The sequence below is a fragment of the Marinifilum sp. RC60d5 genome, assembly GCF_052400665.1.
Lineage (GTDB): Bacteria > Bacteroidota > Bacteroidia > Bacteroidales > Marinifilaceae > JBQTGK01.
Window position 1 is genome coordinate 139,363 of the sequence record NZ_JBQTGK010000005.1, and the last position, 25,195, is coordinate 164,557.

Annotated in this window: 27 protein-coding genes; 10 read left to right on the forward strand and 17 right to left on the reverse strand. The window is 34.3% G+C overall.

Translation table 11 applies throughout. The features are described 5' to 3' along the window. The first annotated feature begins 15 nt into the window (after window positions 1–15). The 6 genes from ACT3CE_RS13335 to ACT3CE_RS13360 are packed head-to-tail and all read left to right on the forward strand — an operon-like array spanning window position 16 to window position 6,353. Entirely contained in the window at window positions 16–1,506 is a 1,491-nt protein-coding gene (locus ACT3CE_RS13335) for a PepSY domain-containing protein (protein WP_444710263.1), read from the forward strand. Window positions 1,507–1,511: 5 nt separating this feature from the next. Next, the gene (locus tag ACT3CE_RS13340) at window positions 1,512–2,414 is read left to right on the forward strand and encodes a sirohydrochlorin cobaltochelatase (RefSeq protein WP_444710264.1); all 903 of its coding nucleotides are present in this window, start codon (window positions 1,512–1,514) and stop codon (window positions 2,412–2,414) included. 2 nt (window positions 2,415–2,416) lie between these two features. Beyond that, on the forward strand, window positions 2,417–3,121 hold the full coding sequence (locus tag ACT3CE_RS13345; protein WP_444710265.1) for a hypothetical protein: 705 nt from the start codon (window positions 2,417–2,419) through the stop codon (window positions 3,119–3,121). Between the two features lie 11 nt (window positions 3,122–3,132). Then, on the forward strand, window positions 3,133–4,248 hold the full coding sequence (locus tag ACT3CE_RS13350; protein ID WP_444710266.1) for an ABC transporter substrate-binding protein: 1,116 nt from the start codon (window positions 3,133–3,135) through the stop codon (window positions 4,246–4,248). A 2-nt stretch (window positions 4,249–4,250) separates the two neighbouring features. Further along, the gene (locus ACT3CE_RS13355; protein WP_444710267.1) at window positions 4,251–5,291 is read left to right on the forward strand and encodes a FecCD family ABC transporter permease; all 1,041 of its coding nucleotides are present in this window, start codon (window positions 4,251–4,253) and stop codon (window positions 5,289–5,291) included. Window positions 5,292–5,300: 9 nt separating this feature from the next. Further along, on the forward strand, window positions 5,301–6,353 hold the full coding sequence (locus tag ACT3CE_RS13360) for an ABC transporter ATP-binding protein (protein WP_444710268.1): 1,053 nt from the start codon (window positions 5,301–5,303) through the stop codon (window positions 6,351–6,353). Window positions 6,354–6,356: 3 nt separating this feature from the next. Here the strand turns inward: ACT3CE_RS13360 and ACT3CE_RS13365 are convergent, their stop codons facing one another. Further along, window positions 6,357–7,595 carry a hypothetical protein gene (locus ACT3CE_RS13365; RefSeq protein WP_444710269.1) on the reverse strand — a complete coding sequence of 413 codons (1,239 nt, stop codon included), beginning with the start codon at window positions 7,593–7,595 and terminating at the stop codon, window positions 6,357–6,359. A 202-nt stretch (window positions 7,596–7,797) separates the two neighbouring features. On the opposite strand from ACT3CE_RS13365, the gene ACT3CE_RS13370 reads away from it, so the two are divergent. Further along, window positions 7,798–8,742, forward strand: a complete 945-nt coding sequence (locus ACT3CE_RS13370) for an NAD(P)-dependent oxidoreductase (RefSeq protein ID WP_444710270.1) — start codon at window positions 7,798–7,800, stop codon at window positions 8,740–8,742. Between the two features lie 78 nt (window positions 8,743–8,820). Here the strand turns inward: ACT3CE_RS13370 and ACT3CE_RS13375 are convergent, their stop codons facing one another. The 6 genes from ACT3CE_RS13375 to ACT3CE_RS13400 all read right to left on the reverse strand — a co-directional run bounded on the left by ACT3CE_RS13375 (window position 8,821) and on the right by ACT3CE_RS13400 (window position 12,579). Further along, window positions 8,821–9,510, reverse strand: a complete 690-nt coding sequence (locus ACT3CE_RS13375; RefSeq protein WP_444710271.1) for a TapB family protein — start codon at window positions 9,508–9,510, stop codon at window positions 8,821–8,823. Window positions 9,511–9,721: 211 nt separating this feature from the next. Beyond that, a complete protein-coding gene (locus tag ACT3CE_RS13380) occupies window positions 9,722–10,186 on the reverse strand; it encodes a DUF1847 domain-containing protein (protein WP_444710272.1) in 465 nt (154 codons plus the stop codon). 64 nt (window positions 10,187–10,250) lie between these two features. Next, window positions 10,251–10,754 (reverse strand): DUF302 domain-containing protein, encoded by a 504-nt coding sequence (locus ACT3CE_RS13385; RefSeq protein WP_444710273.1) that lies wholly within the window; start codon window positions 10,752–10,754, stop codon window positions 10,251–10,253. A gap of 11 nt (window positions 10,755–10,765) precedes the next feature. Next, window positions 10,766–11,716, reverse strand: a complete 951-nt coding sequence (locus tag ACT3CE_RS13390) for an SLAC1 anion channel family protein (protein ID WP_444710274.1) — start codon at window positions 11,714–11,716, stop codon at window positions 10,766–10,768. Between the two features lie 39 nt (window positions 11,717–11,755). Next, window positions 11,756–12,118, reverse strand: coding sequence for a CoA-binding protein (locus ACT3CE_RS13395; RefSeq protein ID WP_444710275.1), 363 nt, complete (start codon window positions 12,116–12,118; stop codon window positions 11,756–11,758). A 23-nt stretch (window positions 12,119–12,141) separates the two neighbouring features. Further along, window positions 12,142–12,579: a NifB/NifX family molybdenum-iron cluster-binding protein gene (locus tag ACT3CE_RS13400; protein WP_444710276.1), complete on the reverse strand. Its 438-nt coding sequence runs from the start codon at window positions 12,577–12,579 to the stop codon at window positions 12,142–12,144. Window positions 12,580–12,804: 225 nt separating this feature from the next. On the opposite strand from ACT3CE_RS13400, the gene ACT3CE_RS13405 reads away from it, so the two are divergent. Together ACT3CE_RS13405 and ACT3CE_RS13410 are read left to right on the forward strand one after the other, a co-directional pair. Further along, window positions 12,805–13,494 carry a Crp/Fnr family transcriptional regulator gene (locus ACT3CE_RS13405; RefSeq protein WP_444710277.1) on the forward strand — a complete coding sequence of 230 codons (690 nt, stop codon included), beginning with the start codon at window positions 12,805–12,807 and terminating at the stop codon, window positions 13,492–13,494. A 120-nt stretch (window positions 13,495–13,614) separates the two neighbouring features. Further along, window positions 13,615–14,046 (forward strand): globin domain-containing protein, encoded by a 432-nt coding sequence (locus ACT3CE_RS13410; RefSeq protein ID WP_444710278.1) that lies wholly within the window; start codon window positions 13,615–13,617, stop codon window positions 14,044–14,046. A gap of 99 nt (window positions 14,047–14,145) precedes the next feature. Here ACT3CE_RS13410 and ACT3CE_RS13415 read toward each other — a convergent pair whose 3' ends face one another. The 6 genes from ACT3CE_RS13415 to ACT3CE_RS13440 all read right to left on the reverse strand — a co-directional run bounded on the left by ACT3CE_RS13415 (window position 14,146) and on the right by ACT3CE_RS13440 (window position 18,516). Beyond that, window positions 14,146–14,370, reverse strand: a complete 225-nt coding sequence (locus tag ACT3CE_RS13415) for a TM2 domain-containing protein (RefSeq protein ID WP_444710279.1) — start codon at window positions 14,368–14,370, stop codon at window positions 14,146–14,148. 127 nt (window positions 14,371–14,497) lie between these two features. Continuing rightward, on the reverse strand, window positions 14,498–15,547 hold the full coding sequence (gene queA / locus ACT3CE_RS13420; RefSeq protein ID WP_444710280.1) for a tRNA preQ1(34) S-adenosylmethionine ribosyltransferase-isomerase QueA: 1,050 nt from the start codon (window positions 15,545–15,547) through the stop codon (window positions 14,498–14,500). 82 nt (window positions 15,548–15,629) lie between these two features. Then, window positions 15,630–16,334: a tRNA pseudouridine(55) synthase TruB gene (gene truB / locus ACT3CE_RS13425; protein WP_444710281.1), complete on the reverse strand. Its 705-nt coding sequence runs from the start codon at window positions 16,332–16,334 to the stop codon at window positions 15,630–15,632. Window positions 16,335–16,373: 39 nt separating this feature from the next. Continuing rightward, complete coding sequence (locus tag ACT3CE_RS13430; protein WP_444710282.1) at window positions 16,374–17,162, reverse strand: undecaprenyl-diphosphate phosphatase; 789 nt, start codon at window positions 17,160–17,162, stop codon at window positions 16,374–16,376. A 107-nt stretch (window positions 17,163–17,269) separates the two neighbouring features. Continuing rightward, window positions 17,270–17,515 carry a DUF3098 domain-containing protein gene (locus tag ACT3CE_RS13435; RefSeq protein WP_444710283.1) on the reverse strand — a complete coding sequence of 82 codons (246 nt, stop codon included), beginning with the start codon at window positions 17,513–17,515 and terminating at the stop codon, window positions 17,270–17,272. 128 nt (window positions 17,516–17,643) lie between these two features. Beyond that, window positions 17,644–18,516: a cell division protein FtsX gene (locus tag ACT3CE_RS13440; protein WP_444710284.1), complete on the reverse strand. Its 873-nt coding sequence runs from the start codon at window positions 18,514–18,516 to the stop codon at window positions 17,644–17,646. A 197-nt stretch (window positions 18,517–18,713) separates the two neighbouring features. Between ACT3CE_RS13440 and ACT3CE_RS13445 the strand changes: the two genes are divergently transcribed. Next, window positions 18,714–20,213, forward strand: coding sequence for a lipopolysaccharide biosynthesis protein (locus ACT3CE_RS13445; RefSeq protein WP_444710285.1), 1,500 nt, complete (start codon window positions 18,714–18,716; stop codon window positions 20,211–20,213). Window positions 20,214–20,287: 74 nt separating this feature from the next. Here the strand turns inward: ACT3CE_RS13445 and ACT3CE_RS13450 are convergent, their stop codons facing one another. The 4 genes from ACT3CE_RS13450 to ACT3CE_RS13465 all read right to left on the reverse strand — a co-directional run bounded on the left by ACT3CE_RS13450 (window position 20,288) and on the right by ACT3CE_RS13465 (window position 25,194). Then, entirely contained in the window at window positions 20,288–21,253 is a 966-nt protein-coding gene (locus tag ACT3CE_RS13450) for a polysaccharide pyruvyl transferase family protein (protein ID WP_444710286.1), read from the reverse strand. A gap of 19 nt (window positions 21,254–21,272) precedes the next feature. After that, window positions 21,273–22,652, reverse strand: coding sequence for a D-ribitol-5-phosphate cytidylyltransferase (locus ACT3CE_RS13455; RefSeq protein ID WP_444710287.1), 1,380 nt, complete (start codon window positions 22,650–22,652; stop codon window positions 21,273–21,275). Between the two features lie 101 nt (window positions 22,653–22,753). Further along, window positions 22,754–23,974, reverse strand: coding sequence for a CDP-glycerol glycerophosphotransferase family protein (locus ACT3CE_RS13460; RefSeq protein ID WP_444710288.1), 1,221 nt, complete (start codon window positions 23,972–23,974; stop codon window positions 22,754–22,756). Continuing rightward, the gene (locus ACT3CE_RS13465; RefSeq protein ID WP_444710289.1) at window positions 23,971–25,194 is read right to left on the reverse strand and encodes a CDP-glycerol glycerophosphotransferase family protein; all 1,224 of its coding nucleotides are present in this window, start codon (window positions 25,192–25,194) and stop codon (window positions 23,971–23,973) included. The genes ACT3CE_RS13460 and ACT3CE_RS13465 overlap by 4 nt, the downstream gene beginning before the upstream one ends. Between the last annotated feature and the right edge of the window lies 1 nt (window position 25,195).

Sequence of the window (25,195 nt, forward strand, 5' to 3'; positions counted from 1 at the left end):
GCTCAAAATTAAACTATGGGTAGCTTAAAGAAATTAATAATTCAAATTCACAATCTATCGGGCACTGTGCTTAGTCTGATGTTTGTAGTTTGGTTTTTATCGGGTTTTGTTCTGATATATGCAGGATTTCCTCACGCATCGCGTGAAGAGAGGTTCCTGCATTTGTCGTATTTAACTAAATCCGATTTTGACTCTATACAGGTTCCTGAGCATTTATCCGGGAAAGTAGAGTTGGAGAAAATGAACGGTCAGCCTGTTTATAGAGCTTACAAAGGTAAAAAAGCACAAAAAGTATATAAGGCAGTTTCTTTAAAAGCTTACGGAAAAACAAGCCAGGAAGAAGCTGTTGCTCTTGCCGAGGATTTTGTGGAAGCTAATCTTGCCACCGTTGAAAAAATTGAAGAGCTGGATCAATGGATGCCCTGGTCGTATTACAAACCCTTATTGCCCATTTACAAGTGTATTATGGATGATAAGGAGCACACACGAATCTATATCTCCGAGAAATCGGGTAGTATTGTGCAGGAAACAACAAGAGCTAGCCGTTGGGCTGGACGTTTAGGTGCCATTCCTCACTGGATTTATTTTCGCTCGTTACGTTTGCAAAAAGACTTGTGGGCAAAAATAGTTATGAGTATTGCTTTTATTGGTGTACTGGTTAGTTTGTCAGGCTTGCTTGCAGGATTTATCCGTTTAAGAAAAAGAAAAAAGAAGGAAAAATTATTAGGTTTTACTCCCTATAAGAAATTCTGGCACAAGTGGCATCACATTACAGGATTTGTATTCGGACTATTTGTATTCACTTTTATTTTAAGTGGTTTGGTGTCGGTAAGCAATATTCCTAAATGGATGGTGCCGGTGCATTCTAAAATATCGCCCAAAAAAGCCTGGAACCAGTCCTGCGATATGAGCCAGTTTCCTAAGACTTCCTTCACAGATTTATGGAATGCATTGGAAAATAAAAGTGAGATCCGTAAAGTGGCTTTTAAAACAGTTATGAATCAGCCTTATTTTTGGGTGTATCGTAATAATTACGAGAAAGCCGATGTGTATGCTGCAGGATACAGCGGGGTTCATAGGAAAGCGAACTATTCTAAAAGTGAGTTAGAAAGCTGGTGCAAAAATATATTTCCAGATCTTGACTACAATTTACAGGAGCAGAAAGATTTCGATGCCTACTATCAGCCCTCGGGAATGTCGGCGCGACCTTTGCCTGTATGGCAATTAAATTTGGAGGATGAAGACAATACCCGAATGTATATTGATGCGAAAACCGGCGAAGTACTTAAAAGCTACAATAATAACGATCGCTGGCGCCGTTGGTCGTACCGATCTTTACATGCTTTCGATTTTCCATTTCTAAAAAAGCACGACTGGTTAAGAAAACTGATACTGATTTTTCTTTCGATTGGAGGAACGGCAGTCAGTATTTCTGGTTTTGCTTTGGGAATTAAATGGATTAAACGAAAGTCAAAAAAGAAAAAATCACAAAGAATGTACTCCTAAAAAATATGAACTCAATGATAGGAAAATATAAGTTCTTTAGCTTAACAAAAATTGCTTTATTACTGATTTTAGTAACATCTTCATTTATGGTTGTATCGAAAACAAAAGATACCGATAAAACAGGAATTTTGCTGGTTGCGTTTGGTTCCAGTTATGCTGAAACAAGAGCAACATTTAAACATATTGAAGAGGAAGTACAAATAGCTTTTCCCGATAAGGAAATTCGGTGGGCTTTTACCTCTAAAATTATACGAAAAAAACTAAGAAAAAGAGGAGAAAAAATAGATTCACCAACCGAAGCATTGGCAAAAATGGGTGAGGATGGTTTCAAAAAAGTAGCTGTTCAGTCTTTGCATGTTATTCCGGGAGAAGAATACGAGAATTTGAAAAAAACTGTCGATGCTTTCTCTGGAATCCCCAAAGGTTTAGAAGAAGTAAAACTAGGTGATCCTTTGCTATATCATCATGCTGATATTAAGCATTTAACAGATGCTTTATTGCACAATTTACCCAAACAAATTGCTGCGAAAGATGCCGTAGTTTTTATGGGACATGGAACACGTCACTTTGCTAATGTTTATTATCCTGCCATGCAATATTATTTTTGGCAGAGAAGTAGCAATTTTTATCTGGCTACAGTTGAGGGATATCCTGAATTGAGCGAGGTAATAAAGAAACTAGAAGAAAATAAAAGCAGAAAAGTATGGCTCTTGCCGTTTATGACCATTGCCGGCGATCATGCCCGAAACGATATGGCAGGAGAAGAAAACGATAGCTGGAAATCGCAGTTGGAAAATAAAGGATACAAAGTAGAAGCTGTGCTTACCGGAATGGCAGACCATAAAGAGGTAATTCAAATTTGGATTGAGCATTTACAGAGAATATTGTTAGAACTTAAATACAAGTAACGATGAAAAATTTATTGATTCTGGTATTGATTTTTATTTCACTACAGGTAAAAGCCGATAATTATCAGCTTGTTGGGAAAAGACAATATATTTATAATGAGAAGGGATTACGAACTCAAAAAATAAGTTTTGATAGTGAAGGCAGAACAGAGAAAAAAGTCCTTTATTTTTACGACTCGAAAGGAAATAAAATCAGAACAGAGAAGTATTTGGGTAATGATACTTTATTAGCTGTTTACAATTATCGATTTAACGATAAGAATGAGAAGATAAATAGTTTTAAAACGGATTGGGCCAAAAATAAAAAAAGTAGTAAACTTTATTTTTATAACGATAAAGAACAGAATTTTAAATCGGAATATTATACTGGTGCTAACTTGATAAAAAAGGTAGAATATGAATTCGATAAGTTTGGAAATCAGACTAAATATGCGACTTATAATGCAAAAGGAGAACAAACTTCTTTATTTTATACCGAGAATAAGTACGATAATAAAGGTAGATTAAGCAAGAAGTACAAACGCAACAATAAGGGAGTTTTAGAGAAAGAGTATCAGTATAATTACAATAATAAATCACAAGTTACCAGTAGCATTACCATTTATCACGATGGAAAAAGAGCCAATTCAAAACGTGTTTACACTTTCGATAGCAAAGGAAGAAAAACAGGATTTGATAATTTTGTATCGGCAATAGCCAAAAAGTAATATCATTTTTCATGAGCAGAACGTTTTATTTAAAGAGTGTAATTGGAATTTTTGCCATTGTTTTTTCTTCTTGCCAGATAAAAACAGAGAAACAAAGTGTGAATATTTTAGATTCTTATCAGCAAAAAGAATTGAAACACGCCAAAGGTTTCGAGCTTTTTACTTCTGGGAATGATAAAGTTCTGAGAATATACAATTCGAAAAGTACCGATTCTACTTATCAGGATTTTAAGTTGGTGAAAAAGAAAACCGCAGCAAACGAAATTCAAGTGCCTTGCAAAAAAATCATCTGTTTATCGTCAACGCAATTAACTTACTTTTTTGCCTTAAACGATATCGACAAAATTGCAGCAACAAATAGTAGCCGACATCTGTTTCACAAAGGGCTAAACGAGAGAATTAAGCAGGGGAAAGTTAAAAGAGTAGGTAAGGAAGGGCATTTTAATACCGAATTAATTGCCGGCATAAATCCTGATTTAATTTTTGTGTCTCCATACAAAACAGGAGGCTACGATGCTCTAAAAAACCTGGACATACCTTTGGTTCCTATGGCTGCCTACGATGAAAAAACACCATTGGGAAGAGCCGAATGGGTAAAAATGATTGCCGCTTTTATTGGAAAGGAAAATGAGGCCGACTCTTTGTTCGAAAAACTATCGGTTCGTTACGATTCTCTTAAAAATCTAAGCAAGAGTGTTAAAAAAAGGCCAACAGTATTTTCTGGTAAAATGCGATCGGGAATTTGGTATGTACCTGGAGGGAAGAGTTTTTATGCTAATTATTTTCGCGATGCAGGAGCAAAATATATTATTGAGGACGATAAGCAGGGAGCTTATCCGCTCGATTATGAAACCATGTACACAAAAGCTGCAGATTGCGACTATTGGCGAATTTTAGTGCCTGAACCAGTTGGTTTTGGTCGCAAAGCGCTTATTGAACAAGATGGACGTTATGGCGATTTTAAAGCCTATAAAACGGGAAATGTGATTATGTGTAACATTCGCGAAAAACCGTATTATGAGCAAAATGCCATGAAACCAGATGTAATATTGGCCGATTATATTCATTATTTTCATCCTAACTTATTGCCAGATTATAAACCTCAGTTTTACGAAGTTTTAAAATAAATATGCATTCTTTTTTATTAAAAAAATCGATTTTAATTCCTGTTTCCCTGTTTGTATTACTGCTGTTGGCAGCTTTAAATTTAGCATTGGGATCGGTAAAAATTCCCATGGATGAGGTCGTTCAAATTGTGTTGGGAAATGGATCATCGAATATTATTTGGGAGAATATTTTGTTGCGAACCCGTTTGCCACAAACCATTGTTGCTTTAGGTGCAGGAATGGCGCTGGGAGTAGCCGGATTACTCATGCAAACCCTGTTTCGAAATCCTTTGGCTGGGCCTTCGGTTTTAGGAATTTCTTCTGGCTCGAGTTTGGGAGTTGGCTTTGTTTTGCTGGTAGCCGGACAGGTTTGGGGATTTTCATTTTCCCGTATTGGAATTTGGGGTGATTTGGCCGTTATTATGGCTTCGCTGGGTGGTGCATTTGCGGTACTGGCTTTAATTCTATTTATCTCGCATAAAATTGGAGGCACACTTAGTGTTCTGATTATTGGGGTAATGATTGGCTATTTGTCCAATTCAATTTTGAGTGTGCTTAAATTTTATAGCATGGAGGAAGATGTTCATAACTATGTGATTTGGGGTTTGGGAAGTTTTTCGCGTTTGTCGGTAGAGCGAGCATACTTGTTTGCGGCAATTACGATAATTCCTTCCATATTTGCACTTCTACTAAGTAAATCTTTAAATTTAATGGCTCTTGGCGATCGGTATGCCAGTAATTTAGGTCTTAAAATTAAGCGAGCACGTTTACTCATTATTTTGTGTGCGGGAACTTTAACGGCAATTGTTACAGCTTTTTGCGGGCCCATTATTTTTATAGGAATGGCAGTTCCACATTTAGCAAAGCTGGTTTCACGTACCAGTAATCATCTGTATTTAATTTGCAATGCCTGCATACTTGGTGCAGCAACTGCATTATTGTGTAATTTGCTGGCTCGTCTTCCGGGAATGGAGAGTGAATTGCCTATTAATTCGGTAACAGCATTTATTGGTGCACCGGTAGTGATATCGGTAATTTGGAAAAAACGAAAAGAAAATTTTTAGTAGCGAAGTATGAGTTCAAGTTTATTGCAGTTGAAAGATCTTTCGGTTGGCTATGGCAGCAAGCTTGTAGCCAATAAGCTCTCGGCAGATATTCCTTCTGGAGAGTTAATTTGTCTGCTGGGCTCCAACGGAACCGGTAAAAGTACATTAATACGCAGTATTTGTGGCTTTCAGCCAGTTTTATCGGGTAGTGTTATTGTCGATAAACTGGATGTTCAAGAGTTGGGAGCACGAGAATTATCAAAATCGATTGCCGTGGTTTTAACCGATAGGGTTGTAGTGCCAAATGCCACAGTAAGCGAATTGGTAGGGTATGGGCGAAGTCCGTATACCGGAATGCTGGGTCGATTAAATGCCAACGATAAGTCAATTGTTTCCAATGCCATAAATGAATGTGGTATTGCTCATAAAAAGGACAGTGCGCTTTCCTCTTTAAGCGATGGTGAGCGACAAAAAGCCTTTATTGCCAAAGCTCTGGCTCAGGATACGCCATTAATCATTCTCGATGAACCAACTGCTTTTCTCGATCTTCCTGCTCGGGTAGAAATTATGCAATTGCTTCGAAATATTGCCAATTCGTCGGGCAAATCGATATTAATGTCTACCCACGATTTAGATTTGGCTTTGCAATTGTCCGATCGTTTGTGGTTGTTGCAACAAGGTGGCCCTTTGGTTACCGGTAGTCCCGAAGATTTACTTCTCAAAAATGCTTTCCAGTCTATGTTTCAGCATAAAGGAGTAATATTCGATAACAAAACCGGATTGTTTAAGGTAAAACATGCTCAAAATACCAAAGTAGCGGTAAAAGGTCATGGTTTTGAATACGTATTGTTGCGCAGGGCTTTATCGCGCAATGGCGTTAAAGTTGTAAGGGCAAAGGCCGAAGATGATAATCGATTGGAAGTGGTAGGTACATCAGATAAACCTTTTCAAATTTATTTGGATGGCGAATGTATCCAAAGTGAAGAATCGCTTGAAGCTTTTGTAAATCAGGTTAAACTAATGTTGGATTTTCTGGATCTTAAAAAGCAGAATTGTTCTAAATCACAAAAAATACTGTAAACGTTAATCTTTGTAATTATTATAATAAATATCTGATTTTTTCCACTCTGAAAATTTTGCTTCCATTAAACCTTTAAAAACAGATAGGTTCTTTTTCTGTTTATTGGCAAAAGAGAAGCGAAAAGGAGAGTGTTTCTCGGCTAAAATAACAAAATTGTGGCTAAAATTTTCGGGTTCTGCTATAATCGCCGAAGCAAAAAGCAGTGCAAAACTGTGTTGAATTAATCCCTGAAAAGGAATGTTTTCGGGATAATATTGTTGAACAGTTTCAACAAACATTTTGCCTAAATAATAAGTTTTACACAGCATGTTGTCTAGTTTTTTATGGGGTAACAAGCGTGAGAAGCTTGTGTAAACTCCTTCATTGTAATCCTCGCTGGCATCTTGTAAATCATCAATAATTTGAAGATAAGCACCATATTCATATAAAAAATGCAATTGTTCTTTGCTTAAATTTCCCATTACCAGATATCCATCAGCAATTACCGAAGTGGCACCTTTGTTTACCGCTATGCTAAAGCAATCTTTATCTGTTAAGCTTAAATTTTTATTGCAAAGTTCTATGCTTCGGGTTTGTGCATGATGTATATCGAGCAGACTTTCATATACTTTGGGGAATTTTTTTCGATCATATTCACTTTCTATCATGGCAACCAACTGGAATATTTTGTTTTCATTTTCGTTTATTGGCACAATACAATTTCCGGAAAGGCGATTGGCAAATCGTTTCGAGAAATTTAATTTTTCACTTCTACTGATATTAGCATTATCGATATAGTTATCGGTATAAGGATAAAGTAAACTATAGGCAAGAGTAGATGGTGTAATGCAAATTTGATGCCCCCAGAGTGATTGCAAACCCATAACAATCCACATGTTTCGTAAAGCCTGAAAAAGATCCTTGCTATTAATTTTACTATCGAATAGGATAGATTTTTGAACAAACTCTTTGGTGGCAGATATCATATCTTTTGAAAAAATCATTTCCAACTGATCGGCAGAGTAGGATAATCCTTCCCGAAAGAAATTTCGGCTTGCATTAATAATGTCGTCACTATTAGTATGCTTATGATTTTTTTGTTCGCTTATCGAATTTATAAACCGATCGCACTTTAATTCCCACAGGTATTTTTCTATGGCAGAGAATCGACGTTTGGGACATGGAAATTCTTTAGAACAATTTGCCCATTTGGCTGAGAATTGTTGCAGGAATGTGGCGTAAAGTTCTGAATTATTAATCATGATAAATTATTTTTTAAGCTTTGTGATCTTAATTTCAATAAAAATTGGGATACAGAAAATTTAAATCGTTCAAAAGAACTTATGAGCAGCTAAAATGCTTTTTTGCACCGATGTTGTTTGTATAGCAGGTTGAATGTGTTTGTGCTTCACCTGCAATTTTATACATTTATCACTTTCATAGAAATACAATAAAATATATAAGATGAAATTTAGCATACTAGAACCAATTGGGATAATAAAAGAAAAATACGAACAGCTAAAACAGGAGTTCGAAGGTATGGGACACGAGCTTGTCTTTTTTTCCGATAGAAATGAAGACGAACAGGAGTTGATAAAACGAGCTCAGGGAGCCGATGCGATTGTTGTGAGTAATATTCCTATTCGCAAGACTTTTATCGATGCCTGTCCTGATCTTTCGATGATTTCGGTTGCATTTACAGGTGTAGATCATATCGACATGGAAGCTTGTAACGAGCGAAACATATTGGTTTCGAATGCTGCCGGATTTTCGAACGAATCGGTTGCCGAACTTGCCATAGGCATGATTCTTTCGGTTTACAGAAAAATTGTTGGCGGCGATGCATCTACTCGTTTTGGAGGTAGTAGAGGTACATTTTTAGGAAACGAACTAAATGGAAAAACATTAGGGATAATTGGAGCTGGAGAAATAGGTCTTAGAGTGGCCGAGATTGCAAAAGTATTCAATTGTAAGGTTCTTGCATACAGTCGAACTCAAAAGAGCGTAGAGGGCGTTAAATTCGTTAGCAAGGAGGATTTATTGAAGGAATCGGATATTGTTTCTTTACATGTTCCGTTAACCGATGCAACAAAAGGTTTAATTGGCAAAGAGGAATTCAAATTAATGAAGGAATCGGCCATTTTAATTAATACTGCCCGCGGTCCCGTTGTTGATAGTAATGCTTTGTGTGCTGCTTTAGAGAATGGCGAAATTGCTGGTGCTGCAGTTGATGTTTATGAAAAAGAACCACCATTAGAGAAAGATCATGTTTTATTTGCTGCGCCTAATTTAATTATGCTTCCGCATGTGGCTTTTGCAACTCACGAGTCTTTCGATAAACGTATTGATATTGTAATGGAAAATATTCGTTTGTGGCTGCAGGGAAAGCCAAGAAATGTAATGAATTAGAGGGTTTAAAGTAAAAAAGGAATATAAAGTAAAAAGGAGAAAGTTAAAAAGAATTTTCTCCTTTTTGTTTTTAGCCAATTACTTTACAATTTTAATAAGTTCGGTAGTACTGTCTAATTTACCTTTTTTGTTGTACGATTCGCTGCGTATGGTTCCAATATTTTTAACTATCCAGCTTACATTGTGTAATTGTACGGTAATAAAACCCATTTTACTTTTTACATCTTCGGAAATTTTATAGCATTTAAATGTGCCCGCCGCGGTAGTAATATTTTCGTGAGCTTCTACCTTTCGATTAATAATATTGGTAGTCATATTCATAATTCCCGACCCAACTTGCAGACTAATTGAACCATCGTTAAGAGCCATGCCAGGAGAAAGATTAGATGGATAAATCAGGTCGTTGGTGGTTATCTTTACTTCCATACCTTTAAAACCTTCCATTTGTTTTTGGTTCAGATATTTTTCCATGTCAATATAAAAAACATTGCCTTTGCAACGAAAACTAATGGTGTCTTGAATGATTATTTTTTCCTGATTTTTCGGATCTCTATGAGTCTGAAGCAGATCATAATGGGTTTCGCCTCCAATATTTTTTACTGAGATTACCTTTTGGGAATAAATACCCTGAATTTTTCCTTTTGCATTGCTTGTTTGAAAGTGAAGTTCAGTGCCAATATCACTGGGGATATAAATGGTGCAATCTTGCGAAATGGCTAGTAAACATGCTGAGAACATCAGCAATATCATACTAAATAATTTTTTCATAAATAGAATATTTTGGCCACAAGCAGGTGTTGAGCCTTGGTTTTAAAGTGAATAGTATTGTATTGCATTAAAGCAATTAAGAGGATAATGTATCTTTTCGATAATTAAATTTAAGCATTAAGGAAGAAATGGAAAAATATTTTTAGCACCCGAGCATGGAAAGTTTGTATTGATGTACAAGAGTGCTAACTTTTTGCCTGCTAAATAAGTATTATTCGTAATTGTTCAATAAATTTATTGTGCTATGTTTTAGCTTTCTATCTTTTACAATTAAAGTTGTAACCGGAGCTTTCGATTTGCTGTTAAAAATCATGTCATGCCCCAAACATAAGCCTAATACGATATTAAGCTCGGTTTTTTTGTCTTCTAAATATTTTGCTTGTCCCGCCGGATTACAACTTATTCCCTCGTAGTTGGGAATTAAATCCGAAAAGGGAATTTTTCCAATTTTACAATTCACCTGTTCAACTGTAAAACCTTCTTTGTTAAGAATTTGACTAAGAATATTTGCTTGTTTGGAAAGAGAGGTGCAATGTGCAATTCCTATGCTTTTAATTTTCGATATTTTTGCATATTCAATGATTTCCTGAATTCTATCATTTTTACGATTAAGCGAGTCTTCTGCATCTTTCATTATAGTAATATCACTAGTCGTATATATATCTTTAATATCCATATTAAATTGCTTTAAGGAATTACACATTGCTTTTACAAACTATAATTTTTTACTCTGTATGATTTTAAAACAGAGTATATTTTAAATTGATAAAGCGCATTATATCTTCAACTTCTAAAGATACTTCTTCAATTATTTCTTCAATTTCTCCACCAAATATTTTTCCCATAATGGCTCCATTCATGGTTGATACAAATACTTGGCCATCTGATTTTTCATAAACGGCGAACGATTTTGGCATCATATTACCAATTTTCTTTCTTTTATCGGAAGCAAGCATTTTAGCTGAAAATCCTGCATGACAATACTTAATAATTTTATATTTTCCAATTCCTTTTCCACCATTTATTAATATTTCTCTGTTCTGATCGATAACAGTGCTAACATGCCAACCTGCTTTTGAATTAATACGCTGGTTTATTACTTCAACCGTTTTATCGAAAGGATAGGGGCTTTTTAATTCTTTAATCATCATCTCACCCGAAGATATGCTTAAGGTGATTCCGGAAAATATAATGCCTGCAAAAAATCCCAGGATAACTGATGCTATTATAAGTATATGTTTCATTTTTTAATTTATTAGTCTTCGTTTACACATATTTCGCCTTTTCTTATTTTGCCAATAGTTTTCCAGGCCACAAAGCTTATTGTTGCAATGGCTATTGTTATGAAAAAGAAAGACAGGTATTTATAAATATTTTCGTGAGTAATTTGAAAGGCTACAACCGATGCAATGGTAATGGCCATTAGTGGAAAAGTAAATGCCCACCATGAAATAAAAAATTCAAGTTTTTCGAAGCTTTTATGCAATACCAATAGTAAGGCCACAAAAAAGTAGGCTATAAACAATAGAAAAACTGCAAAAGTATCCCAGCTTTGCATTATTCTTATGTAGGATATAAATCCTATGGCAGGAGGTGCAATTAGAATAAATAAGGTTGGAACAAATTTTTGTGGTAGCTGATTGTGAAAAATTGCTCTGTTTAAAAATATGGTGAACAGAATCATCCAAAAGAATAAGCCGAGTGCAAAATAGAAAAACGAAAATGCTTTTGGCATGTACTCAACTCCTGCAATTGGAATGAGCATATTACCAACAATTGGAATAAACCAGGCTGGATTCATAAATTTAATTTCGATATTATTTTGTATCCAGTAAGCTATTGTGTACATCATAAATAAGGTATGTACAATGGTTCCTGTCCACCAAAACACCATCGATAAAAAGGGCCAAAAATTCATGAATGCTATCGATAGTAGTAGAATTGAAATTGAAAAAGCTGAGAAAAAGTTTATCCTGATTCTGTGATTAAAATCTATTTTCACCTGTTCGAAATGCTTTACAGCTTTTAATCCATAGAGAAAGGATATTCCTAAAAAAAGAACAAAGCTTGTGAATAGTAAAACTTCGTAAAATATTTTAGGCAGCCATTGCATGTGGTAAAACTTTGCAAAAACAATGCTTAAACCAGCAAGTCCCATTATTATAGCAAAAGCGGTAATGGGGAAATATTTTAATTTTTCTTTCATTTGTAAGTTATTGATATAAAATGATTTCTGCTTGGTTTATCAGTAAACATTTGTGGCAAGAAGGACTAAAGTGCAGGCTCTTTCAGCTTTAATGTTTAAAGTAGTTAGCTTCTCTTCAAAATCAGGGTTTTCCGTTCCCGGATTAAAAATTACTCTGCGAGGATGTAAGTCGATAATGTACTGGTAATATTTGTCCTGATTTTTTGCCGATACGTAAAGAGTAACTGTATCAACATCGGTATAAGCCACTTGCTGTTTTGTTATTTCATGATTAAAAAGTGTGCCGGCACGATTTCCCAGCATATAAATTTCATGATTGTTAGCCAGTAATTTTTCAGCTGCTTTATAAGAGTATCGCTCAGGTTTTAGGCTGGCGCCAATTATTAATGTTTTATTGTTCATCTATTTAAAAATTTTATAGTTTTCTATTTAATCGGAATTTTTGCTATTCCGGTATTTATCGAAAAAAGCCTGTATTCTGTCGGATTAATCTCTAGTTCATCAATAATCCATTTCATATTTGCCAATAGCATTTCAAATGCATTTTCTGTTTTGCAATTGTGTAAGGCAACAGGAATAAAATATTTGTTAATCATTTTAATATTCAGACCAAATTGAGGCGATACCAGTACCTGAACTTTATTTTTCTTAAGGAGCTTAATAATTGATTTTCCTTTTTCTTTAGAACCATGAATGTTTTTCTCATCCAGATTTTTAAAAGTATTTATCTGATGCGAAATCAGTGAAAACTGACCATTACAATATTCATAAATCAGATATTTATCAACATCGCCAAAGTGTTGTTTTGCAAACTCATTTGCGTTGTTTACAGCAAATGCAAATATTATTTTGGAATTAATCATACTACAGCTTTTGTTATTTGTTTTTAATCCAGATAAGAATACTGATGCAAAAATATTTAGTGTGACCTGTTAAGGCAAGAAAATGGGAGTGGGGTATTTCGCTATTGCAATTGTAATTTGATAGTTATTTTATGACGATATAATAATTCTCTTTCGTGAAATAGTGTTTGATTTTATGAAACGATAATTACATTTGTACAAGTTGAACCCTAAAAATCAAGTATATTGAATTCAAAAAACGACAATATAGAAGATGCTGCAACAAGTTTCGATTGTTTTAAAAATCTGAATGTTGATGATTTAAAGATGATAAACGAAAAGAAAAAACAGCTTACTTTTTTTAGAGAGGAAACGGTGTTTAAGCAGGGTGCTTTTGCTTCGCATGTATTATTTGTGAATAAAGGTCTGGTTCGTATTTATTTGCAAACCAGTAGCAACAAGCAAATTAATATTCGTATAGCCAGGCAGGGCGATTTAATGGCTTTCTCGTCTATTTTCGGAATTGAAACTTATCTTTATTCGGCAATGGCATTAAAAGATTCTCAAATTTGTATGGTCGATAAGGAAGCTTTAAAAAATTTATTGCTCAGAAATCCTGATTTTGCACTGCAAATTAATTCTAAGAATTGTGCCAACGAAAATAGGTATATCAATATTATTCAGAATATTTCCTATAAACAAATGCGGGGAAAACTGGCTTCGGCTTTACTGTATTTATCTTCCGATGAGTTTAAGGATGAGGATGTTTATGAGTACCTAAGCCGACAGAACATTGCTGATTTTGCATCGATTAGTGTGGAAAGTGCAGTGAAATTTATTAAGGAATTTGAAAAGGAAAATATTATTTCGCTTAACGGGAAACGAATTGTAATTGAGGATAGAAAAACATTGGAGGAAATTAATCTTAGAGGTTAGCATCTAAATTATTTTTCGGTAATTGTATATAATTTACAAGTAAGTGGTTTTTTTATTCGTGAGAAGTTTATAATTTGAATAAAATTTAAGTTCCTATAGGATAAGATAAAATTGGAAAAAATGGAATTAAAAATAAACGATTATCAGTTTGGAGAAAGACCTGAGGTTACAAGACCTAAGCCCGAGATTTTAACAATTTTGGGAGAAAGTGGCATAAGAAAATTGGTTGATGATCATTATAATCTGCTAAAAAAGAGTGATTATAGTCCACTTTTTCCGCAAGAAGAAGAGGAATTTGAAGCTGCGAAATTGCGCTCATCAGATTTTTTTATTCAGATATTAGGTGGTCCTGAATATTTTAACCAAAACAGAGGACAACCAAAACTAATTTATCGTCATTCTAATTTTAAAATCACTAAAAAGGCAAGAATAGTTTGGCTGGAATGTTACCAGCAGCTGTTGCCAAAACTAAATTTATCAGAAGAATTAATTCTTTCTTACTGGAATTATTTGAATATTTTTTCTGCCTGGATGGTAAATTCAAAGGAGTAAAAATAAAATTAAAAGAAACCTAAGAAAAGACTTTTTAACCTAATAGTAGAAACTCAAATTAAAAAAGAGATCGCTAATGCAGATCTCTTTTTTAATATTTTAGTTTTTAATATATAGCCCTTCTTTATCTTTAAAGCTGCCAACAGCTATAATAATAAAGTCGATAAGAGTCCAGATTCCAAATCCTCCAAGAGTTAATAGCATTAAAACTCCGGTTCCTATTTTGCCAGCATAAAAGCGGTGAACTCCAAGAGAACCCAGAAAGAAGCATAATAATAGCATTGCTACGAAGTTTTTTTCGCTTTTTTGATTTACGATTTCCATAATTTAAAATTTGTATGTGTTAAACAATAATTAAAAATAGTAAAAAATATAATTAATTATATTATAAGTAGATAAAAAAAGCTACTGATAATTATCAGTAGCTTTTTGTTTTCAAAAGAAATATCTTTTAGATGATTAGCATTGCATCACCATAAGTTCCAAATCTGTATTTTTCTTTAATTGCTTCTTCATAAGCAGCCATTACATTATCGTATCCACCAAAAGCACAGGCCATCATCATTAAAGTAGAAAGTGGCAAGTGGAAATTGGTAACCATTCTATTGGGTACATGAAAATCATAAGGAGGGAAAATAAATTTATTTGTCCATCCTTCGAAAGGTTTTAAAGTACCCATTGTAGATACTGAGCTTTCCAAAGTTCTCATTACGGTAGTTCCTACTGCACAAACATTTTTCTTCTTTTTCTTTGCAGTATTTACTTTTTCAACAGCTTCATCTTCAATAAAGATTTGCTCCGAATCCATTTTGTGTTTGGTTAAATCTTCAACATCAACATTTCTAAAGTTACCCAAACCAACATGTAAGGTTACTTCTGCAAAGTCGACTCCTTTAATTTCCAAACGCTTCATTAGTTCGCGGCTAAAATGCATTCCTGCAGTTGGAGCAGCAACAGCACCTTCGTGCTTGGCAAAAATGGTTTGGTAACGTTCTGCATCTTCTGGTTCTACCGAGCGATCGATAAATTTAGGAAGAGGAGTTTCTCCCAATCCGAAAAGTGTATTTTTAAAATCCTCGTAAGGACCATCGTAAAGAAAACGTAATGTTCTACCTCTTGAGGTGGTATTATCGATTACTTCGGCAACCAACAAATCGTCTTCACCAAAATAAAGTTTATTACCAATTCTGATTTTACGAGCAGGATCAACCAAAACGTCCCATAATCGTTGTTCACGATTTAATTCTCTCAATAAAAATACTTCAATTTCTGCTCCGGTTTTTTCTTTATTTCCGTATAAACGAGCAGGAAATACTTTGGTATTGTTAAACACCATCACATCTTCATCGTCGAAATATTCGATTAAATCTTTAAAGATTTTGTGTTCAATTTCTCCTGTATCTTTGTGAAGTACCATTAAGCGAGACTCATCTCTGTTATAGGCTGGATGTAAAGCAATAAGTTCTGTAGGTAATTTATACTTAAACTTAGATAACTTCATAAGGCTGACTGACTTTTATGTTATATTTTTTGATAATCGGAAAATGCAAAGCTCTCCTTTTTACGAAAAAGTTGCAAGATAGTTATAAATTTTCTAAGAATTTTATAAAATCTTCAATTTCAATAGCATCGTCGATCTTAAAATCGCCGATTTGAGTGCGCTGCAGTGCTGTTAAATGTGCACCACTTTTTAATGCCTTCCCAATATCACGGGCTAAGGCTCTTATATAAGTTCCTTTGCTACAGACTACTCTTATTTTTAAAATGTTTTTTTCAAATTCTAAAATTTCGATATCATCTATAACAAGTGTCTTTTTTTTAATCTCAACTTCCTGACCTTTTCGGGCATATTCGTAGGCACGTTTTCCATTTACTTTTACTGCCGAATAATCTGGAGGACGTTGTTCTATGGTTCCAATAAATCCTTTTAGGACTTCGCTAATCAATTCTTGATTAATGTGTTGAGTTGGGTGTTCTTGATCTATTTCTGTTTCAAGATCGAATGATGGCGTTGTTGCTCCTAATTGAAGTGTAGCAATGTACTCTTTTACTTGTGACTGATATGTTTCGATTTGTTTGGTATATTTTCCAACACAAACAATCATTAAGCCAGTTGCTAAAGGATCTAAAGTTCCGGCATGTCCAACCTTAATTTTTTTCACACGGAGTTTATGCTTGATTTTGTGCTTTATTTTGTTCACCAAATCAAACGAAGTCCATTCGTAAGGTTTGTTCAGAAGAATAAAAGCTCCTTGTTGAAAATCATTATCGGTTTCGAATCGAATCATCTACAGTCAAATTTTAAAAAGAAAAGGCCTTTTTTTTAATTAGCCTGCAAAAATAGCAAATACTCCGATAATCAGGCAATAAATTGCAAAATAGATTAGTTTCCCTTTTTTTACCAGTTTTATCATCCAGCTACAAGCGAGTAATCCCGACAGAAAAGCAGCAAGGAAACCAACAATTAAAGGAGTTGTTTCCAAAGATCCAGTTGATGTAAATTCACCACTTAAAAGGCTTAAAATATTTTCGCCGATAATGGGTACTAAAACCATTAGGAATGAGAATTTAGCGATATCGGCTTTTTTATTGCCCAGTAACAGACCTGTTGCAATTGTTGCGCCCGAACGAGAAATACCCGGAAGAATGGCACAGGTTTGAGCCAAACCTATTATAAAAGCATCCTTAAAAGAGATTTCTTTATCTTTCTGTTTTGCGTAATAGGTAAAGCCTAGTAATGTTGCGGTAATTAAAAGCATAATACCAACGAGTAGTAAAATTCTTTCGGTATTAAAAAGTGTTTCTACTTCATCCTTAAAAAAGACTCCAACAATTCCGATCGGAATCATAGAAAGAGCAATTTTAGCGATATATTGTGTTGATTCGTTCCATTCAAAACTTAGAACATCGGTGAACAGAGCCAGAATATCTTTTCGAAATACAAGTATAGTACTTAGTACTGTAGCGCCATGAACAATTACCGTAAATGCAAGGTTATTTTCGGCATTTACTCCCAAAAGGGCTTTTCCTAATTCAAGGTGACCACTACTACTAACGGGTAAAAATTCAGTAAGTCCCTGGAGTATTCCAAGGATTAGGGCTTCTATCCAAGTCATATTAAGTAAATGAGTAAATTTGTGATTTTGTGTGTTTGTACTTCAGAAAATGGGTGAATTCGTAATTGAAAAATGACATTTGGATACCTTCCAAATTCACATATTTACTAGTTTACATCTTTTGGCTTTTTCATGATGGCATAAATTTCGAAAGCAAAACCGAAAAGAACCACCATAGGCGCAAGAGTAATCCGTCTAAAACTAAAAATACTTTCGTCAAACACGTTTGGATCATCGGAACCACCGCCCATCATCAATAAAAATCCGATAATGATGATTGCAAATCCTATTACAATAAGTTTGTAGTTCTCTTTTCCAAGAGCAAAACCAGGTTTATTATCTTGTTTATTCATGTTTTCAAATTTTTCAAAAGCAAGGTCAAAAGTACAATAAAGTATTTGTAATGCCTAGTTTATTAGTTAGTACTTATGTCCTTTAAAAAAGTATTAAGTTTTAATATTTACTTTACAGGTTATAACTTTTAGTAAAGCGATCGGGATTCAAGATTTAGATATTTGTTAACTGCAAAAAGTGTGGATATCCATGTAATAAGTAACCCTAAGAAAATGATTAACAGAAATAAAACTCCCAGCATTTCTATATTACTAAACGTGATTACCTGGCTTAATTCTTTTTGCGATAGGTAGATAACTCCTGAGAGCATTGCGTTTGCAATTAGGGCTCCTAAAATTCCGTGAAGCAGGCTTTTCCCCATAAATGGTTTTCGAATAAATCCTCTTGTTGCACCAACCAGTTGCATGGTGTTAATAATAAATCGCTGCGAGTAAATCGATAATCGTATGGTATTGTTAATTAAAGTAAATGAAATTAGAAAAAGCAATCCGCTAAAAGCGAGAATAATTAAGCTGATTCGTTTTACATTTTCGTTTACTAAATTAACCAGTGATTTTTGGTAATAAATTTCTTGAACCTGAGAATATCGGGTAAAATCTTTTTCGATAAAAGCGATACTATCGGGATTGGCATATTGTGCATATAGTTTTACATCGATCGTTGCTTTTAGAGGGTTGTAACCCAGAAAGGAAATAAAATCTTCGCCCAATTCTTTTTGAAGTTCTTTGGCGGCAGTTTGCTTGTCTACAAATTCGGTTGCTTTTACATATTCGGTAGCATCCAGAGTTTTTTGTAATTTTCTTATTTCAACTTCTTTAACATTATCTTTTAAAATAATTGAGACTCCAATATTTTCTTTAACGTAATTCGATAGCTGATTTGCATTTAAAATCAGTAAGCCCATAAGTCCCAACATGAATAATACCAGCGAGATACTGATAACCGAAGTGATGTATGAGGAGCGAAGCCTGCGTTTTGTTCCTTTTTCTTTTTGAGCCATATTGCAAATTTTAAATCGATTAGAATATGTAAATTAATGCACACATGCGAAAATACAATTTTTTGCTGAAAAGCTTCGGGTTAAGACTTACAAGTTTTGCGTGTTAGTATTGGTTGGTTCAATTTACAATTCAAAGTTTCTAAATCACAAAATTACTCATTCACACATTGGCACATTCCTTTTTTGTTAAATTTGCTTTGAATTCACCTCTAAACAAACAAAATACATTGGGAATTATTCGTCAACAAACCATTAAAGGATCATTTATATCTTATTTGGGAGCCATTTTAGGATTTGTAAATACTGGCATTCTTTTACCCAGATTTTTTGGGGCCGATCAAATTGGTTTACTAAACTGGATTGGACCCATGGCTACCATTGTGGCCCAGTTTTCTTCTTTAGGATTTAATAATGTTACTGCGCGTTTATTTCCATATTTCCGAAATGAGAATAAAAATCATAACGGTTATCTTTTTATTTTGTTTTGGGTGGGAATGGCAGGTTTTGCTTTGGCTCTGATTAGTTATTTTATACTACAGCCTGTTGCTGTAAATGCGTATCACGACGAATCGCCAATGTATCTGGATTATTTGATTTACCTTATTCCGCTGGTGTTTTTTACCTTGTTTTACAATTTATTCGATAGCTACAACCGGGTTTTATACGATGCGATTTCGGGAACTTTTTTTAGAGATATTGTATTTAAAATTCTTAATCTTACCATTATAGTTTTGTTTTGGCAGGATGTAATTGATTTTTCTCAGTTTGTGCTTTTTTATGTGATTGCCTATTGTTTGCCTACCGTATTTTTATTTCTTCTTTTATGGTTTCGTGGAAAAATTTCTTTCGCATCCAATTTAAAATTCATACGTCCGAATCTTAAAAAATCGATGATTAGTGTTTCCTTGTTTGGAATTATAAACGGATTAAGCGATAAGCTGGCAAATCATATCGATAAAATTATGATTGTAAGTGCTGTTGGATTGGGTGCAAATGGTATTTATGCTACTATGGCAAACTTTGGGGTTTTGGTATCGATGCCAGCACGAACTCTGCGAAAAATTGCCAGCACGGTAATTGCTGAAGCCTGGAAAAAGAAAGATTTAAAGACCATTGCTCAAATTTATTCGCAAAGTGGATTGCACCAATTTATGCTTGGCTGTTTGCTATTTATTGGTATTTGGGTAAATATCGAGAATGTGCTTGAGCTGGTAACCTATAAATTTATTGATGGTAAATATGTTATCTTTTTTATAGGAATTGGCCATGTAATTCAGATGCTTTCGGGGGTTAGTGGAGTTATTCTTCAATCGTCGCCATACTATAAAATGCAAACGGTATTTATTAGTATTTACGGGGTTTTGGTTATTGTTACCAATATAATTATGATACCTTTATGGGGAATAAACGGAGCCGCAATAGCTTCCCTTACGGCAACTTTTGTGTTTAATCTGTTAAAATATCTGTTCCTGCTTAAAAAATATAAACTTCAACCTTTTAATTACAAATACCTATTAGTGATATTGATAGCAATCGGAGCTTACTATATCGGATATTTACTGCCAAAGCAAAATTGGTTTGTTATCGACATCATTTTTCGTTCGGCCTTGTCTGGTGCTATTTATTTGATATTTAGTTATTGGTTCAAAATTTCTCCTGATTTTAATTCGTTTGTGAAAAAAACAATTGGGATTTAAGGATTCAAAAAAAAACTGTGTTCATGAGCTTTGAACTGCTCGCTTACAGAAGTGAAATAAATAAAAGGAATCCCTTATTTTTCTATGAACTCCTTAACTCTTGCAATTAAATCGTTTCGGTATTTTAAATGAGCATCAGGGTTTCCCTGCGAATATTTATTTACCAGTTTATGTAGTTCTTGGGGCGATTTTTGTTGAATTTCCCGCATGCTAATTGTATTAAGCATCGAATCGGTATAACTACTCAATCTGCTGGAATCGAATTTACGGCTTAATTTTCCATCAATAAAAATAACCGGAGTACCAAAAGCCAGACACGGTAGAGCTGTATGTAAACGCGAAGTAACCACTAGTTTAGCATTGGCCAGTTGCTTTAAAAAATCTGTGGCAACATCGAATCGTTCTTCGTGAGTGTATTTTTTTAAGCTACGTTCCTGAATAATGTACTTTGCTTTTTGTCGAATATCTTCGGGGAATAGTTTTTTAATTAATTGTCTTTTCTTAATGGCCTGATAAATTACTTTTGGGGTTCTAAGAATACTACGAATAAGTGTTTTGGCTGTTATATTAGGATTATATCTTGCCATATTGTACAAAACATCGCTAAATATAATTTCATCGCGGTAATTTTTATCTACGTACAGATTCTTATCAAGCGTTAGCGTTAAACAACCTGAAAAATAGGCATTTATGCCTTTTGCGGTTAATAATTCAACAGTATCGTGATCGCGACAGCCAATGGGTTCATGTAATTTATAATACTCAATGGCTTTATCGCTAATTAATAATTCTTTAGTTTTTGGTGAAATATGAAATGCCACAAAAAGAGGAATAATTGATTTTGAAGGAGGCCAATGATTAGGTTCATGCATAAACCATCCATTCATAATTAACTTATGTTCTTCGTCCCAGAATTCAGAGAGAGCTTCTCGATTTATGAATGCATTGGTTTGAGGAAGAAATTGCCTGCTGGCTAAACTTTGGACATAATCACCAATATTCCTTACTTTATCCCAATAAACTAATAATCCGAATTTCATTTTTAGCAGTTTTATTGGTTTATTTTTTAACGTAAACAACCTGACCAGTAAGGTCAGACAAGAGGGTTTGTATCGAAATTCTTGCTACATCAACAGATTTCAGCAGCGTGTTTTCAGGCTCATTCCCAAAGTTTTTAACCCGCATAGGCGTTCTTGTTCTTTCTGGATTGATACAATTAACATTAATGCCAAAGTTCTTCCATTCTTCGGAGATTGCCTGTGTAAAGTTTACAGCAGCAGCCTTTGTTGAAGAATATAGGCTGTACGATGCTCTTCCACGGGTATAGGAGCTTGATGTAAACAAAAGCAAATGCCCTTGTGTTTCTTTAAGAAATTTAAACCCTTCTTTGGCTACGTTTATCATACCCAGGTAATTAACTGCAATAATTTCTTCTATAGTTTCCTGATCAACATTTATTAGTGCTTCCTTATTTAATATGGCAGCCGTATTTATGATATAATCGATTTTTCCTGTTTTTTGATGCACTTCTTCCAGGCTTCTTCTCACATCCTCAACCATTTTAACATTCACCTTATTTTCCGATCTGCTAAAGGAGAAAACTTGAGCACCTGCTTCTTTACAAATGTCATAGATATCTTTTCCAATGCCGTAACTACCACCAAAAATAACAATGCATTTGTTTTTAATCTGATCGATATTTTTAGATTCAAAATCAGAGGTTTTAAATTCCTGATTCTTAAGCTGGAATAATTTATCGGCAATAAACATATCCAAATCATAGGTGATTTTTATGTTTTCGGCCGAACCTTCTACTACAGTAATGGTTTCTTCGGGTAAATATTTTAGTACCACACCACAATCGTCGGTTGCTTTAAAATGCGGATCGGCAAGTGCTTTTTTGTAGGCTTTTTTTATGGTTTTTAAACGAAATGCCTGTGGTGTTTGTCCTTGTCGAAGATGATCGCGGTTGGGAACATTTACAATTTGATCCTTATCGCTAACCTCAATAATGGTATCGGTTGCTTTTATGGCAACATCAACTGCATTGCAAGTGCTTAGGCTATTAATTACTTCGTTTATAATGGTTCTGTTAATAAAAGGACGAACGGCATCGTGAAAAATGAGCTTTATTTCGTCGGCATTCACCTCATCCTGGTATGCATTAATAGCTGCCAGACTGGAATCGCTTCTCTCTTTGCCACCCAACAGTATTTTCTTTACTTTATTGTACTGATTGTTGTTTACAATGGATTCTATTTCGTTGGTAAAGCTTGGGTTTATTACAATGGCTACCTCATCTATACTCTCACATTTTTGAAAAACATCCAACGTGTGTTCAATAATTGTTTTGCCAGCTACCTTAATAAACTGTTTGGGGAGATTGCCTCCAAATCGGGAACCATTCCCTCCGGCTAAAATTACACCAATATTTCTCATATTGTTTTTACCTGATATAGATGAAAAGATTTATTCTTTGTTACGAGTGCGAATTTACTATTTATTTGGCTAGTAGTGAAGCCTAACAGATATATTAGGAACTATTTCATTAATATTTTCTCTATTTCGTTGCTGATACGCTCCGATGCTTTTCCATCCTTATAGGTAAAAGCAAGATCGCAAATCTCACTTCTTTTAGCTTGTTGTGTGTCCTTACCATCTATAAGTATATGAGTAATCCACTCCAAAAGCTCCTTTTGTGAGTAACACTTCTCACCTGCCGTAATCCATTCATAATCGAACTGAATAGCTCTATCTTTTTCGATATATTTTTCGTAATCGTAAGGGTAATATAATACTGGTTTATCAAGCAAAAGATAATCCATGTAAATGGAAGAATAATCTGTTATTAAAAGATCCATCATTTTAAGAGCAGGATAAATGTCCAACTCATTATCGTACCTTATAATATTCGAAAAAGTTTCCTGATTATCCGTTAAATCCGTGTAGGTGTGAAATTTAAATACAAATACTATACGATTCCTTTTTGCATATTTGTTTAAGTCTTTTAATTGAATGGCACCGCTCGAAATAGGATCTCCTCCTGTTTCACGATAGGTGGGCGCATATAGAATCAGCTTGTAATTCTCCTGTTTGAATAGACATATTTTATGGTAGGCTTTAAGATCACATTGATTTAAATCGATGTCCGTTATTTCTCTAAAAAACACATCGTTTCGGGGATATCCGGTTTCAATTATTTTGTTCGATTTAAAAGCTCTGCTAAAAAGTTGTTCGCTGTAAAATTTTGATGTTGATATTAAAACATCGTATTTAGGATACAAAGCATATAATTTAGCCTCCATGCGGGGAAAAAACTTTTTTTGATCGTCGATATAGGAAGGACTGTCCAATTGTATTCGTTTAAAGCCAACTCCATGCCACAGCTGTACTATTTTTGATCTGAAAAGTAGGAAATACCTGAAATCTTTAATCCATTCATAGATATCGACTACTGCTATTTTACAGCGCAGCAATAGAAAAACCGACTTAACACTTGGATAGCAAACAACATTATTGTAACATTTTTTAATTTCCTGATATTCGTTTTTGCTGTAGGTTAAAAAATATATGTTATCGTGCTTTTTTTCAAGATGTTGATATAGGAACTTAATGTTTCCCTGAAAAAGGCCTTCTTTTCTTCCGCCAATAAAAACAACAAGATCTTTCTTTTTAGGGAAAAGGTAAGTAAGTGGAAGTAAAATGCACCAACCAATAATGGCATAAATAATAATGCTTATTCTGCGTATTATAATTTTCATTTAGTAAGACTTACAATGTTTTTATAAATTCGTTCGCAATTGTTATTATCCCCATAGTAATGATAAGTTTTGCAAACATTATGTCGTTTTTCCTGATCTTGTTTTGGATTCTGAATGTAATCTTGTAAACCTACGGTAAGCTCTTTCATACTAGTGAACTTTTTGCCAGGAGTATTGCGTTCGTAATCCAGTAAAATACCCTGATAGCTCTTGTATTCCTCTAAATCGTAAGGAATAAAACACATTGGCTTATCTAAAAGAAGAAAGTCTACTAAAATAGATGAATAATCAGTAATTAGAATATCCACAAATGGCAGTAATTGAGTAACATCTGGGAATTGCAATTGTTCTGCCTTTTTTACTCTGTCGAGAGCAAATAGAGCCTTGTCTTTTTCAATACTTTTCCTTTTAACCGATTCTTTATGCCCACGAATTAAAAGGTAAGCATCGTTTTTTTCTAAAAAAGACTGTAATTGCTCAGGATTGTAATCTTCGAACGGGAAAAACCGGGTTAGTTTTCCATCTCTCCAGGTTGGAGCATATAAAATGACTTTTTTATTCAGGTAGGGATGCTGTTGAAGCAAGTCAGGATTTTTATTGTTCTTGCTAAGCAGATAATCGTATCTGGGCATTCCACTAATCCATATTTGATTTAGATTTACTCTAAAACCCGAAGCCAACATCAAGCTTTCAATATCAGAACAGGCAGTTAGGTAGGAATAGGATTGTAACTGATAGGATTTACCAAATTTATTCCATACCGGAGTTTGATAGCCAATTTGTTTTACCGGTGTTCCATGTCCTAAATAGATAATATTTTTGCATTTTTCGTGCAGATAATAAGGGAAAAACACCGCAGAACTGGTTCCGTAAGAAATTACAATATTCTTAGTTCGAAGAAATAATTTTAGCGATTTAAATGACCAGGCATAAGCAATTTCGCCAGGAAATTGCTTATTTAATTCTTCATATAAACTTTTATTGGCTGTAAAAAGAATACTATTCAGGTCGTTCTTTTTACGCATGTATTCGAAAAGGTATTTTGAATTGTCGTAGTAAAATTCTTCAGTCAGGAAAAATAATGCAACAGACTTATCTTTTCGGCTAAGTTTTTCGAGCAGGAAATAAAAATTTCGCATAAAAAAAACCACCAAATGCAAGAAAATAATTTTCTGAATAAAGTTGACCAGTTGCTGTATTCGTATGTACTGAGTATTCATT